The sequence below is a fragment of the Enterocloster aldenensis genome (genome assembly GCF_003434055.1).
Taxonomy (GTDB): domain Bacteria; phylum Bacillota; class Clostridia; order Lachnospirales; family Lachnospiraceae; genus Enterocloster; species Enterocloster aldenensis.
This window is the reverse complement of the sequence record NZ_QVEX01000001.1, coordinates 1,257,574-1,271,557: the sequence shown is the minus strand read 5'-3', so window position 1 is coordinate 1,271,557 and position 13,984 is coordinate 1,257,574. Positions and strand designations below refer to the sequence as shown.

General features: G+C 53.2%; 12 protein-coding genes and 2 pseudogenes. 7 read left to right on the top strand and 7 right to left on the bottom strand.

From position 1 onward, the window contains the following. Positions 1 to 250: 250 nt before the first annotated feature. On the bottom strand, positions 251 to 1,021 hold the full coding sequence (locus DWX59_RS05955) for a MurR/RpiR family transcriptional regulator (RefSeq protein ID WP_117556962.1): 771 nt from the start codon (positions 1,019 to 1,021) through the stop codon (positions 251 to 253). A 93-nt stretch (positions 1,022 to 1,114) separates the two neighbouring features. Then, positions 1,115 to 1,273 (bottom strand): annotated as a pseudogene (locus DWX59_RS29815) (DUF6783 domain-containing protein). Here DWX59_RS29815 and DWX59_RS29810 point away from each other — a divergent pair. After that, positions 1,211 to 1,354, top strand: a pseudogene (locus DWX59_RS29810) (DUF6783 domain-containing protein); the annotation flags it as partial. The pseudogenes DWX59_RS29815 and DWX59_RS29810 overlap by 63 nt on opposite strands. Here DWX59_RS29810 and DWX59_RS05945 read toward each other — a convergent pair. The 4 genes from DWX59_RS05945 to DWX59_RS05930 all read right to left on the bottom strand — a co-directional run bounded on the left by DWX59_RS05945 (position 1,302) and on the right by DWX59_RS05930 (position 6,157). Then, complete coding sequence (locus DWX59_RS05945) at positions 1,302 to 2,084, bottom strand: nitroreductase family protein (RefSeq protein WP_117556960.1); 783 nt, start codon at positions 2,082 to 2,084, stop codon at positions 1,302 to 1,304. The pseudogene DWX59_RS29810 and the gene DWX59_RS05945 sit on opposite strands and share 53 nt — an antisense overlap. 122 nt (positions 2,085 to 2,206) lie before the next feature. Continuing rightward, positions 2,207 to 3,133: a LysR family transcriptional regulator gene (locus DWX59_RS05940; RefSeq protein WP_117557300.1), complete on the bottom strand. Its 927-nt coding sequence runs from the start codon at positions 3,131 to 3,133 to the stop codon at positions 2,207 to 2,209. 116 nt (positions 3,134 to 3,249) lie between these two features. Then, positions 3,250 to 5,358, bottom strand: a complete 2,109-nt coding sequence (locus DWX59_RS05935; RefSeq protein WP_227115799.1) for a DNA gyrase/topoisomerase IV subunit B — start codon at positions 5,356 to 5,358, stop codon at positions 3,250 to 3,252. 91 nt (positions 5,359 to 5,449) lie between these two features. After that, positions 5,450 to 6,157 (bottom strand): Crp/Fnr family transcriptional regulator, encoded by a 708-nt coding sequence (locus DWX59_RS05930; protein WP_117556958.1) that lies wholly within the window; start codon positions 6,155 to 6,157, stop codon positions 5,450 to 5,452. A gap of 203 nt (positions 6,158 to 6,360) precedes the next feature. Here DWX59_RS05930 and DWX59_RS05925 point away from each other — a divergent pair, with 203 nt between their 5' ends. The 5 genes from DWX59_RS05925 to DWX59_RS05900 all read left to right on the top strand — a co-directional run bounded on the left by DWX59_RS05925 (position 6,361) and on the right by DWX59_RS05900 (position 11,644). Further along, entirely contained in the window at positions 6,361 to 7,233 is an 873-nt protein-coding gene (locus tag DWX59_RS05925) for a DUF3100 domain-containing protein (protein WP_117556956.1), read from the top strand. Next, positions 7,230 to 7,676 carry a hypothetical protein gene (locus DWX59_RS05920; RefSeq protein WP_117556954.1) on the top strand — a complete coding sequence of 149 codons (447 nt, stop codon included), beginning with the start codon at positions 7,230 to 7,232 and terminating at the stop codon, positions 7,674 to 7,676. The genes DWX59_RS05925 and DWX59_RS05920 overlap by 4 nt, the downstream gene beginning before the upstream one ends. A gap of 47 nt (positions 7,677 to 7,723) precedes the next feature. Beyond that, a complete protein-coding gene (locus tag DWX59_RS05915) occupies positions 7,724 to 9,034 on the top strand; it encodes an amidohydrolase family protein (protein WP_117556952.1) in 1,311 nt (436 codons plus the stop codon). Positions 9,035 to 9,102: 68 nt separating this feature from the next. Continuing rightward, a complete protein-coding gene (locus DWX59_RS05910; RefSeq protein ID WP_117556950.1) occupies positions 9,103 to 9,852 on the top strand; it encodes a sulfite exporter TauE/SafE family protein in 750 nt (249 codons plus the stop codon). A 151-nt stretch (positions 9,853 to 10,003) separates the two neighbouring features. Beyond that, positions 10,004 to 11,644, top strand: a complete 1,641-nt coding sequence (locus DWX59_RS05900; RefSeq protein ID WP_147325761.1) for a hypothetical protein — start codon at positions 10,004 to 10,006, stop codon at positions 11,642 to 11,644. Positions 11,645 to 11,673: 29 nt separating this feature from the next. On the opposite strand, the gene DWX59_RS05895 is transcribed toward DWX59_RS05900, so the two are convergent. After that, positions 11,674 to 12,324, bottom strand: coding sequence for a GntR family transcriptional regulator (locus tag DWX59_RS05895; protein WP_117556944.1), 651 nt, complete (start codon positions 12,322 to 12,324; stop codon positions 11,674 to 11,676). A gap of 210 nt (positions 12,325 to 12,534) precedes the next feature. Between DWX59_RS05895 and DWX59_RS05890 the strand changes: the two genes are divergently transcribed. Continuing rightward, the gene (locus DWX59_RS05890) at positions 12,535 to 13,944 is read left to right on the top strand and encodes a sodium:solute symporter family protein (protein WP_117556942.1); all 1,410 of its coding nucleotides are present in this window, start codon (positions 12,535 to 12,537) and stop codon (positions 13,942 to 13,944) included. The last annotated feature ends 40 nt before the right edge of the window (positions 13,945 to 13,984 follow it).

Below are 13,984 nucleotides of genomic sequence, written 5' to 3'. Positions count from 1 at the left end.
GAATAGATTCAAGGCACTTGTCAACAGGTTGACCAAGATGTAAACAGGTTTACAGGAATGGATTTCCAAAAACGCCCAATGGGGCCGTGAATCATCAGCCGGGGATAAGGGAACACGGAATAAGCACGAAAAAACTGCCTGCAGGGAGATCCGGTCATCCCTGCAGGCAGTTCCTGTGATGGATAAGATATTGTATGGATAAGATATTGTACGGATAAGATGTTGTATGGATATGATATCGTATGGTTTGTCATCCGTTTTCCGGTTTCTCCAGTTTATCTAGTTTCTCCGTTTTCTCCAGCTGCTCCAGCGCCCGGTCCATCAGATGCTCAAATACGATGATGACCCGTGCATAAAAGTAGTTGGCCTGGAGGTTCCGGTCATCCAGCGCCTTATCATCCAGGATTGGGATGTTGACCGTGGAAATGCCGGCAATATGGTTCATCTGTTCTCCTGTGAAGGAGATGATATCCATCTGGTTTTCATGGGCAGAATCAGCCACCCGTACAATGGTGTCGGTCTCGCCGCTTCTGGACACGGCAATCATAAGGGAAGCCCCCAGTTTGTTGCTGTCGTAGACTTCGTAGGCATTGGTTTTAATGCACCGGAATCCGGTTACCAGCAGCTTGCGTTCAATATATTCGGCCAGGGGGGTGGAGAAGCCGGTGGCAGAGACAAGAATCAGGTGGTTTCTGTGGACCCGGATCTGTTCAATGAAATGTTCCAGACAATCGCTGGGTATATTGTTCATGAAACTGGTCAGGTCCGAGGTGTGGTTTTGGTCCATCTGCCGGTTCTTAATCATGAAATTAAGACGGTATACCATGTCGATATAACCGGTATATCCCATTTTCTTGGACAGCTTGATGACCGTGGCGGCAGAGGTATAGTTTAAGTTGGCAACGTCCCGGACAGCCATGTTCATGGACTGTTCATGGTTATCCAGGATGTAGCGCAGCACCTGCACCTCGGTTTCCGTCAGTTTGTATTTATCGGCTAATTTGTAGATGTCAAATTTCATGGCGTCCCCCGGAGAATCGTATGGTTGGAAATGGGTATCATCTGGCTGGAAATGAGTGTCATCTGGCTTGGGCTGGATATCATCTGGCAGGAATCAGATATCCCGAAACAGCTGTTCACTAGAGCCTGTTTGAAAATTCATTCCCGCCGTCTGCACGCCCCACTTCGCGGTATATTTGGCCCCGATTCAGTCAGCGTAGTTCGCTACGCCTCCATCATCGGGACCAAATCTCCCACAAAGTGGGACGCACAGCCAACGGAAGGCAATTTTCAAACACGCTCTAGTGGAAGACAACGTCCGCAGCCCGTCTGGGGGCAGTCCTTTTGTATGTAACATCGGGAAATCCAAGCAGGGCGCAGGCTTCTAAGGGCTTGCCGCCGGTTTCCAGCCATTCCCTGGCTTCGGGAATCATCTGCGCGGCCCTTCGCAGGTAACCGTTATAAAGGAAGCCAAGGCCCAGGGAGGTTCCGGTAAGCTCCATGTTCTGGGCGGCCAGCCCGGCGTCAATGGCGCTGGGGGCAGCTATGAAAAGGACGCATGGTGCGTTGCGGAAAAGATAATCATCCTGGGGGTCGGCCTGACGGGCATTGTAAAAATTCCGGTAGGGTTCTGCCGGGCCGGGGTCCGGACTGTTGAGGATCCGTCCGATTCCTTCCCATATCATGGACTTGAACAGACCAAGCCCTTCCTGCACAAAAATAAAACGGCATCCCTGTGTATTCCTGGCAGTGGCCGTATACCGGCCGGCCTGTAACAGCAGTTCCATATAGCTTCTGGACACGGGCATCTGTTTATAGCTGCGTATACTCCGGCGGGATTTGATTGCCTTTAACAGGCGTCCGGTTTCCAGCGCGGCTTCTTCCGGGGCTAATTCCTCCACGTCCTCCATGTCATACTCCGGGATGGAGACTGCGCCGGTTGGACAGACAGCCACGCAGTGGCCGCAGAGAAGACAGCTTCCTGCTGACCGGGCTTTATGATCCTGAAGGGAGATGGTGCCTGCAATACAGTCTTTGATACAGCGGCCGCAGCCGGTACAGGCGTCTTGATTAATTGTGACCATTTGGGAATCCTCCTTTGCTTCTGGCGCTGACTGTGGTTCACGGCTGCCATGATCTGTACTGCTATTATAACCCATATTAAATGCCGCGGCAATATCGGGAAGAGGTCTTATTCCATCGCCGCTTATTCCATCAGACACCCCTGCGGACAGTGTATGTTCAGATAATCCCTGAGATACCGGGAAAAGATATCCGTGTTCTTGGCTGACAGGCAGGACGGGGATTCATGGGTGAGCATATAGAGGGTGCGTCCCGGCGGGGCAGGGGACAGCGGCAGGACGGTAATGGGATAGTGGGCCTTCAGGCCGTTGGCGGTTGTGGCCGGCATGATGGTCCAGTAATCCCTGCCTTCCAGGAATCCGGTCAGTATGGAGATGCTGGAGGCGGTTACCAGGGGTCTGGCCTGTGGATTGATATACCGGTCATGCCATAGCTTGAATTCAGGGCCCCAGCCCAGGTTGCTGTTGAACCTGGACCCGGTCAGCAGTTCTTTTTCCGGTGGCAGGGAAGACGGGTGGACGGCTTCCTGGCTGGCATCCTTCCTGTGCGGCAGCACCAGAACCATTTCGTCCTCCATGATGGGAACCACGTCCACATGGGGACAGCTGGTGTGATACAGTGCAAACCCTACATCCGCCTGTTTGCTGCTTACCAGGGAGTATATCATATCGGCGGGATAGCATTTGATATCCAGGGAAAAGCCGTGGTCTGATACCAGTTCCCTGTAAAGGGGCGACAGGTTATGGTCCAGGAAGCTGTCCACGGTTGCTATGGAAAGCGCGGGTTTTTCCTGGCTGCGGGTAATCTGGTCCGCTTCATTCCACAGTGCAAGCATCTGGGACGCAAGACGGGCAAAGTCCTGTCCCTTGGGTGTGGGCAGGGCGGTCTTTACCCCGCGTTTCCGCTCAAAAAGCTCAAAACCAAGTTCATCTTCCATGGCGCGCAGTCTGGCTCCGGCCGTGGATGGGGACAGATAGAGAAGTTCGGCGGCCTTTATGAGATTATTTTCTTCCAGGATGGTCATGAATAACTGTAAATCCCCACGGTTCAAGCATATCCCCCCTTTCTGTGCGCACCTGCGCTTTACCTGCATATCCTGACCCACTAAGGATTCTGACCCACTAAGGATCCTGGACCACAAAAGATCCTGGGTCATCTATTTTCCCTTCATACATCCAGCATGGTGGTATATTGGGCGTGCTCCAGGATATAATTCCTCCTTGGTTCCACGTCATCCCCCATAAGGATACGGAAAATCCGGCTGGTCCCGCTTTCACTGCTGTCCTTGCCAAAGGCGTCATGGGCGTCTGCGGTCCCCACCCGCAGCAGGGTGCGGCGGGCCGGGTCCATGGTGGTTTCCCATAGCTGTTTGGCGTCCATTTCCCCAAGGCCCTTGTAGCGCTGGATTTTGTAGTTCCCATCGCGTCCCATGTCCTCCAGTATCTGCGAAAGTTCGCTGTCACTGTAAGCATACCAGAGATTCCTGCCTTTTTCCACCCTGAAAAGGGGCGGCTGTGCCAGATACACATGACCGGCCTCAATGAGCTGGGGCATGTACCGGAACAGGAAGGTGAGAAGCAGGGTGGTGATGTGGGCGCCGTCCACGTCCGCATCCGTCATCAGGATGATTTTGTGATAGCGCAGGCCGTCCAATGAAAACCCATCCATGATACCGGTACCGAATGCGGAAATCATGGCCTTGATTTCCGCATTGGCACAGACCTTGTCCAGGCTGGTTTTTTCCACGTTCAGTATTTTGCCCCGCAGGGGAAGCACCGCCTGGTTCTCACGGCAGCGCGCCATCTTGGCGGAGCCGCCGGCGGAGTCCCCTTCCACGATGAAGAGTTCACAGTCCTTTGGGATGCGGCCTGAACAGTCGGCCAGCTTGCCGGGCAGGGACAGACCCGCAAGGGCTGTCTTTCGGCGGGCCATCTCCCTTGCGCTTCTTGCGGCAGCCCTGGCTTTCTTGGCAAGGACCGCTTTGTTGATGATGGCCTTGGCCGCCAGCGGATTCTGCTCCAGGAACAGGGTGATTTTTGTGTATACAAGGTGGTCCATCACGGGGCGGGCACTGCTGCTTCCCAGCTTCTGTTTGGTCTGCCCTTCAAACTGCGGTTCTTTCAGGCGCACGCTGATGACGGCGGTCATGCCTTCGGACAGTTCTTCCCGGGAGATGGATGGGTCTGACTCTTTTAACATGCCCTGTTTTCTGGCATAATCATTGATGGCCCGTGTAAGCGCCTGGCGGAATCCGGTTACATGGGTGCCGCCTTCCGGGGTGGAAATGTTGTTGGCAAAGCTGCGGAGCTTTTCATCAAACCCCGTGTTGTGTATCAGTGCAAATTCAGCCAGGACCTCATCCGTGCCGGACTGGCCGTAAAGGATATCCTGATAAAGGGTTGGCTCAGGGCCATTGATGGATCTGACAAAGTCCTTGAGTCCATCCTGATAACAGAAACGCCAGACCGGGGCATCGCAATGGCTGTCCTGGTCCCGGGACGCGGACCGATTATATAATGTGATTGTAAGCCCGCTCATAAGGAAGGCGGTTTCCTGCATATGCTGCATCAGGGTCCCGGGGTGAAAACAGCAGTCCTTAAATATTTCCCTGTCCGGCCAGAAGGTCACGGTGGTGCCGTGTTCCTGGCTGGCACAGGTACTCTTAACACGGACAGGGCCAAGGGGAATGCCCCGCTCATAGCTTTGGACATAAGAATACCCATCCTGGTCCACCTTTACTTCCAGGCGGCTGGAAAGGGCATTGACAACAGAGGCCCCAACACCGTGGAGGCCTCCTGATACCTTATAGCTGCTGTTATCAAACTTACCGCCTGCGTGGAGCACGGTAAATACCACCTGTATGGCCGACAGGCCTGTTTTGGACTGGATTCCGGCAGGGATACCCCGGCCGTTGTCGTGTACGGTGACGGAGTTATCCGGATTCAGATAAACCTCAATTTCAGTACAGTATCCGGCCAGGGCTTCGTCCACCGCGTTGTCCACGATTTCATAGACCATGTGGTGCAGCCCCTGGGCAGATGTATTTCCAATATACATGCTGGGCCGTTTGCGGACGGCTTCCAGGCCCTCGAGAATCTGTATCTGGGCGGCGTCGTAGTCTTGGCTTCCGGCGGAGCTGTAGTCTTGGCTTCCAGCGGAGCTGTAGTCTTGGCTTAGGCCAGCGCTGTAGTCTTGGCTTCCGGCAGCGCCGTAATCCGGACTTTCCACAGCGCAATCTTCTCTATTATCTTCTGTCAAACCTGCATTGGGATTCATATGGCAACACTCCTAAAAAGTTAGTATTGCCATTATATCAAAACCCCGGAAGAAACATTGACTGATTTCCTGGGATTAAATCACAGGAATCCTACTTATCTTTGGCTGACTCCAGCCAGTCCATGGCCGCCCTGTACTGCTCCCCTGTAAAGGAGAGCTTACCTTTGCAGATATCAAAGAAGCCTTCCTCCCTCAGCTGGCGGATGGTCCTGTTCAGTGTCTTGACATTGACGCCGATTTCCTCCTGGAGCATCTGGCGGGTCCGGCCCACGGTTATGGTTTTTGGGGGACGGGCGCTTTCCATGCCGTTCTGCCTGCCATAGCGCACCAGGTAATCCAGCAGCAGATAGGAGGGCGGGTAAAAGAGCTTGGCCCCATTGGTGTAGGAGGAACGGTAGAGTTTAAAGGCCGTGTGCCTGGCTGTCAGGCGCAGGATGTTCATGTCCTCTGACAGCCACTGCTGTGCATCCCTGCGGCTGATATAGGCCACCACGTTGTCGGTCACCGCCTCAATGGTCACGGAGGTGCGGGGCATGCCAGCCAGGATGGTGACCTCGCCGATGAAGTCAATGGCCTTGTTGCCCTCAATCATGTAGACATTTCCATTTTCAAACTCATTGATTACCCGGTTCTCCCCGGCGGCCACAATACCGAAGTAATTAAGCTCCATGTCTTTCTGATGGATGATGGAGCCTGCGGCGTGGGTCCTTACCGTGCAGCGGCTCCGTATTTCCGGAGGCATGGTCTTTGTATATTCCTTCAGGGCAGGAACCTTTTCTTCCAGTTCAGTCAGTGTCATTGGTATTCCCTCTATTCCTGTATTTCTGTATTTTGCCTTTTTATAAGTATACCATCATATAAAAAACAAAATCAATGAAGATTTCCGTTAAAAGTGCTCATTTGTCCTTTTTTTAGGAATGGGTTTTGTCTAAAATACTCAATACAAGGTGATTGTAACAGCCGGCGGGGTGAAAAAAAGCCGGCTGGAAAGGAGGGGCTCTTATGAGCGGCAAAAAGAAAGAAACATATGTGTATGGTTCCCTAAAGGAACGGTTTGCAGTGGAATGGAAGATTTATGCCCTGGCATTCGGATTTATCCTGATTGCAGATAATATCGGGCAGATCAAGATTCCGGTGGGAAAGGGCATGTTCATCCTGTTCCCCATATTTTATGCGATTATCCTGGGTGTGTTAAGCGGTCCCCAGGTGCTTAAGATCGTGGATAACAAGCATGTGAAGGCGGCCTCCAAGCTGGTTGTGGTGGGCATCTGTCCCTTTATCGCCAAGCTGGGCATCACGGCCGGAGCCAACATCGATACCATCCTCCAGTCCGGGCCCGTGCTTCTGCTCCACGGCTTCGGGAACCTGCTAGGACCGCTGCTGGCGCTGCCGGTTGCAATCCTTTTAGGAATGAAACGGGAGGCCATCGGCGCCTGCCATTCCATTAACAGGGAATACCATATGGCGCTGGTGAACAATATCTACGGGCCGGAATCAGCTGAGGCCAGGGGCAGCCTGTCCATCTACATTGTGGGCGGCATGGTGGGAACCATTTACTTTGGACTGATGGCCTCCGTGGTAGGTATGACCGGATGGTTCCATCCACAGGCCCTTGGCCTTGCCTCAGGCGTGGGCGCGGGCATCATGATGGCCAGCTCCAGCGCCAGCCTGTGCGCCATCTATCCTTCCTGGGCAGAGACCATTTCAGCCATGGCCAGCGTGGGCGAGACCATTGCGGGAATCACCGGCATGTACATAACCATGTTCATTGCAATTCCCATGACAGATAAGCTGTACAGGATCCTGGAGCCAAAGCTTGGGAAATTTGCCTTAAAGGGCAGTGAAAATGTTGAGATGAAGGAGGGGACGGTATGAGGTACATAGAATGGCTTGTATTATTTGTAATTGCGGCATGCGGGACCGGGCTGGCCAACCTGATTGGCTATGGAGTGGGATTTGGTGATTCCATTCCCGGGCTGGTGGTGCTGATCGTGATTTCCATGGCAGCGGTGGTGCTTACCAAGATCCTTCCTTTAAAGCTTCCCATCGTGGCCTACTGCTCCATTATCGGACTGATTTCCGCTTCCCCCATTTCCCCGGTGCGGGATTTTGTGATTCAGGCAGCGGCCAATATCAATTTTACGGCTCCGTTTACAATGGTTGGCGCATTTGCCGGCCTGGCTATCAGCGACCAGCTAAAGACATTCATCAGCCAGGGCTGGAAGATACTGATTGTCGGGATATTTGTCATGACAGGAACGTTTTTGGGTTCATGCCTCTGGGACCAGATGCTTTTGACACTGGCAGGCGTGATCTGATGGAATGGTCTGGACCGGATTTTCATAAAAAGTGAGGAGAAGATAGGATGCAGACATGCGATTTGTTGATTAAGGATGGAACTGTGTTGATAAAATCCGATGTTTTAAGCGAACATGTGGATATCGCGGTCCAGGATGGCCGTATTGTGGAGACAGGAACGGATTTGTGGAAAAAATACCAGGCGGCTGAGACAATCAGTGGAAAAGGAAAGCTTTTCATGCCTGGGCTCATAGACAGCCATATGCATACGGGCCAGCAGCTGTTAAAGGGTCTGGTACTAGATGCAAAGCCCATTATCTGGACCAGGGTCATGCTTCCCTTTGAAAGCACGCTGACACCTGGGAAAATGCGCCTTAGCGCCCAGGCAGCCGCACTGGAGATGATTAAATCAGGAACAACCGGCTTTATTGACGCAGGAAGCTATTATATGGAAGACGCGGCCCGGGTCTATGCAGAAAGCGGGCTCAGGGGCGCCCTGTCCTATTCCACCATGGATGAGGAAGGACTTCCCCAGTCCATTGCAATGGATGCGCAGGAGGCGGTCAGGCGCACGGATTCCCTGTATGATGGGTTCCATGGTAATGGGAACCTGAAGGTATACTATTCCCTGCGCGCCCTCAACTCCTGTTCCAGCCGGCTGGTTGAACTGGAAGCAGGACACGCAAGGGAACGGGGCACCATGCTTCAGGCCCATATGAACGAGTACATGGGCGAGGTCAATGGAATCATTAAGCGGGAGGGCATGCGCCCATATGAATACCTGGAGAAAATGCAGGTGCTGGACAGTCATTTCCTGGGAGCGCACAGCCTGATCCTTTCTGATGAGGAGATGGCCCTTTTAAAGGAGCGCGGGGTAAAGACCTGCCACTGCCCATTCAGCAACTGCGGCAAGGCGGTGCCGGATACGCCGAAGCTTCTTAAGATGGGGATTCCGGTTGGGATGGGAACGGACGGGGCTGCCCATGGGGGCTTAAGCCTGTGGAATGAGATGAAGATATTCCGCTCCGTCATGAACATTTTCCATGGCGTACCCAATCATGACCCGAAGGTCATGCCTGCGGAGACTATTTTCAAGATAATCCTGGAAGGCGGGGCAGCTGCCCTTGATGAGGAAGGGGACCTGGGGCGGCTGGAGGCCGGATATAAGGCGGACTTCATCAGCATCAATATGAACCAGGCCCATCTGTGCCCCACCGGCAATAAGCTTCGCACCTTGTTTGAGTGCGTGGGCGCGGGAGATGTGGCGGACATGGTTGTGGGCGGCAGGCTGCTGATGAAGGACAGGGAAGTGCTTTCCATGGATGAGGAGCGCATCCTGTATGAGTCAGGAAAATATATGGAGACAAATGGATTATAGTAGAAAGACAGGACATAGTAGAAGGACAGAACATAGTAGAAAGACAGGACAAGGAGGATGACTGGGGCATGGTATTCTGGCTGATTGTTGTGGCAGCGAACCTGGTGGTAGGCGCATTTGTAGGACTTACGGGAGTGGCGGGGTTTCTTCTGCCCATTGTATATACGGGGCCGCTGGCCATGGGGGTGACGGAGGGGCTGGCCTTAAGCTTTGCGGCCTTCATCGTATCAGGCGCCCTTGGCTCGGTGAACTATAAAAAGGCAGGGAACCTGGATATCCCCTTTGGCATCCGTCTCAGTATAGGAAGCCTGGCAGGCGCCATCCTGGGGGTGAAGCTGAATCTGGTCATACCGGAATCCATTGTCAAGGTCATCCTCTATGTGGTGGTCCTGCTGTCGGGTATTTCCATCCTTCTCAGAAAGGATAAGAAGGACGGGGATGATAAAAAGGGCTATGTGATATCGGAACACCTGGCAGCCACCCTGGTGCTGGGATTTGTCACAGGCGCTGTGTGCGCCCTGTCCGGCGCAGGCGGCCCGGTCCTTGTGATGCCCCTTCTGGTGGTGCTGGGAATCGGCATCAGGACAGCGGTGGGGGTGGCGCTGTTTAACTCGGTATTCATCGGGATTCCCGCATGCATCGGTTATATGATGCAGTGCGATGTAAACTCAATCCTGCCGGTGATGGGTGCAGCCCTTGTATTCCACGGAATCGGGGTGGTTTATGGAAGCAGGAACGCGGTAAGGATTAACCAGAACCTGCTGAAAAAAGGAATTGCGGTATTTTCCATTTTAATTGCCATCTGGAAATTGTTATAAGGCCATACGATACAAGGCAGAGGCGCGCGGCGTAAGTTGCGCGGCCCCTGCCTGTTTCATTTGCCAGCCAGCTGTGGGGCAGATGGATTTTCTTGCAGCAAAGGCGGGGATTGATTATAATGGAAGAAGAAACAAGAGGAGGATACTGCTTATGGGAAAAATGGGGAAGGGCGGCCTTATCCGCCCAGGAAAAAGAATCCTGGCCAAGGGCCTGTGGCTGGCAGCCGTCCTGTGGCTTACTTCCTGTGCGCAGGGAAATGGGGCCGGGATTACTGGCGCAGGTGGAGCAGAAGGGATAGGGGAAACCGATGGCATACGGCAGGAGCAGCAAGGGAAGCAGGAGCAGCAAGGGAAGCAGAAGCAGCAAGAGCAGCAGGAGGAAGCTGTAAATGGCGTCCAGCTGGCAAAGGGGTATGGCATTTTTTCAGCCGGTCAGGCCCCGGTTTATGTCCTGAAGCAGGAGCCTGGGCCCATAAGGACGCAAGGGGCGGAGGCCAGGCTGCTGTCATCCGTTTATCATGACGGGACGCTCTATTTCCTGGTGGAACTGAAGGATTATTCGGTTACTGAAATCCCAAAACAAGAGGCCGAAGCGCTTCTGGAGCAGCAGGAGGAAAATCCTGGACTTGTAGAAGAAGGGGACCAGCTTTATAAGAACCTGGATTATTTTCCCATTGACAGGGAACAGGGGATTTATGGGCGCAGCAGCTTTGAGGCCAGGGCGGGATACCGGAGCGCGGAGGAGGGCGTACAGGGAGAATACCAGAAAGAGCATTTTACGAATTCCATATCAGGGGCAGGAATTCCAGGTGGCAGCTTTTCAGCGGACAGGACGGCAAGGATTGGGAATTATCAGGGGTTTTTAAGGAATGGATATGTGACTGCCTATCTTACCTATTATTCGGATAAGATGAAATTGGAAATCCCCGGGCCGGAGGGAAGTTATCAGATCCATATCCCGGGTTTTGAGGACGGCTTTTCCATTGAATTTGTCAAGGCCGGCCAATATCCCGGGATAGGGGACATACCGGGCATGGTCATCAAAGAGGGCGTGGGCATCATGGCGACAGGGGAGAAGACAGACAATGGCCTTAGTGTGACGGCCTATATCTGGACGGACGGGACATACGGCGCAACGCCTGAGGTATACGGGCTGGTCTGTGAGACGGCAGCGGAAAAAGGAAGGGGAAGGAAAACCGGTTTCCAGGCCAACCGCAACTTCTACGGCTCTTCATCCGAGTTTATGAAGCGCATAGAAGGCAGGGAGTGGACCACCTTTTTCTACGAGATTCCGGAGCGGTTTGATGAAGGAAGCTTTTTCCTGGAATGCGGTTCGGTCAGTCTGGCCCGCCAGGAGAAGTCTGGATGGATGAGTATCCCGGTCCCGGAGGGGAAGGAGGAATTAAACCAGTCCGTGGAATTAAGTGACTGCACGATTCAGATTGTTTCCGCTGAGAAGATTGACAGGCAGGCCTGGCTCCAAAAATATGGGACCATTATGGAGGATGCAGAGGAACACTACCGCCCCTGTGTCTATCTCGGCACCAAGGTTACCATGGATGGACAGAAGGATATGCATCTTAAGCATGTGAGGGCGGTCCAGGAGGAGGAAGATCCCCAGGACCCAACCCGTGACAGATGGGGGCGCTGTGTATACCAGAATGGTGAGCTGGTTGGAATCTATGCTTTTTATGAAGAAGGGGATAAGGACCTGGACCTGCGGTTCGAAGGCCCGGGGTATGTGTGGCATGAGGCGTTCCGGGTGCCGGTGCAGTTGGAAAACCACGGTTAGGCGGAGCGCGCAAAAAAGGGCGCTGCGCGTCAGTCCGGCTGGTTTCGGCAGATTTCCATTGCAAACTCCAGGGAGTGGCCCAGATGCTCTTTCATCATAGCCACGGCCTTCCCATACTGTCCTGCTTCATACAGGGCAAAAATCATATGGTGTTCTTTTGAAATCAGGTCCTGCTTAGGGGCCTGTTTTTCATACTGGTAGGCCAGGATGGACATCTGGCTGCGCATGCGTTCAGCAGAATGGACCAGGCGGCTGTTCTGGCAGTAGTCATAAAATATCAGGTGGAAACGGTCCGAGTAATCCTGCCAGTCAGGGGAGGACAGGGCGCAGGCATCCATCCCCGCAAGATTCCCTGCCAGTTCCCTTAGGATGGGCTTCTGGTCCGGGCAGAGGGAGGCGTAGTTCACAGCCAGGCTGTCAAGGTCGCCCATGAACTGGTAGATTTCCCTTACGTCAGTCTCGTCCAGGCTGACAACGGACACGCCTATATTGGAATAATAGGAGGCAAGCTGCTCTTCTGCCAGGCGGGTCAGGGCTTCCCTGATAGGGGTGGAACTCACATGGAAGCGTTCCTGGAGTATCTTAAGGGTAAGCTTGGAGCCGCAGGGAATGGCCTGGGTTACGATATCATTTCTTAATATCTCATAAATCTGTTCAGACAAGGTCTTTTTTAAATCCATGGTAAGCTGCCTTTCAGGTTGGATGGGTAGGTCAAAACCTCCTTGTAACAGCTTCTATATTATCACAGAAAAATATCAGAATGCAATGGAAAAGAAGCAGCATCCGATTTATTTGACATTTTGCAAAATGCATATTGCCAAATTACGCCTTTGGTGGTAAAATACACGTGGGCTTTAATGGTTTAAAGTGAAAAAGAAAGGAATTATGGTATGGAAAAGGAAAAAATCGTGGTAGTGGTTTGCGTCATTTACTTTGCAGCAATGATCCTGATTGGGATAATCGCTGCAAGAAGGAATAAGGCGACTTCTGATTATCTGGTGGCGGGAAGGAGGCTGAACGTGACCATGACCGCCATTACGCTGGCAGCGGTACAAATTGGGGTGGGGATTGTGTTAAGCAGCGCCACCAATGGTTATGACCTGGGCGTATGGCCGGGTATGTATTATGCATTCGGGTGCGGCGGCGGGCTGATTATAGCGGGTCTTGTAACCACAAAAAAGCTCAGGGAGCAGGAGGGTTATGTGCCCCTGGATTATTTTGCACAGCGTTATGGGGAGAGCAAGGCAATCCGCCTGTGGGCCTGGATCAGCAATGTGCCCAGCCTTCTTGGGATTTTCATTGCGCAGCTGCTGGCATCCGGCGGTATCCTGGCTGGTTTCGGCATCCCCTTTAAAACAGGGGTGGTGGTTACGGCAGTCGTAATCCTTATCTACTGCACCGTGGGCGGCATGTGGGGCGTCGTGCTCACCGATGTGGCCCAGACAGCCATCATCGCAGTGGGCGTGCCGATCCTGGCAGTGGCCATCCTGATCCGTTATGTGGGGGCTGGGGGAAACATTGGGGAGATTTTTGCAACACCCTTCATTCCGGCCGGAATGGGATCCAGGTTCATATACCTGGTACTGCCGTTCCTGCTGTCCATATCCGTGTCCTATGACGCCTATTCGCGCATACAGTCATCCAAAGACGCAAGGACAGCAAGAATCGGCTGTATCATAGGCGGTATCCTGGTCATCATCATAGGCGGGTTCTGTTCCACCATCGGCGTGGCGGCAAGGAGCCTTTTCCCGGGCGTGACAGACGGTATTTTCACCATAGCTGCCACCGGCGTACTGCCTCCTGTGCTGGCAGGGATCGTGATTGCAGCCATACTGGCAGCAGCCATGTCCAGCGCCAACTGTGTGATCCTGTCCATGGGCGCGTCCTTTGCAAGGGATTTTTATAATAAATTCCTTCATCCGGAGGTGGAGGACCTGGATAAGCTTCCAAAATCAAAACTGATTTCACAGGCAGCGGTGTTCCTGGGCAGCCTGGCAGGCATTTTCTTTGCCTTCCATATGACCGACATCCTGGATGCCATGATCATTTTCAATTATCCGTACATGGGCAGCCTTCTGATCCCGCTGCTGGGCGGGCTTGTATGGAAAGGGGCCACAAGAAAGGGTGCGTTTGCAGCAGCCATTGCGGGCGGCGTCGTGGGGGTAGTGTCCTTCCTGTTCGGCATACCAGGACCTTTGTATGGGAAAATGAACACAGACCTTTCGCTTTTGATTGCATATACGGTTTCAGCCGTATTCCTGATTCTGTTCAGCATGGCTGACAGGAAGGGAAAGCACTAGTGATCCATCCGGCCAGAAACTACAGCGACAGCACTGCCTA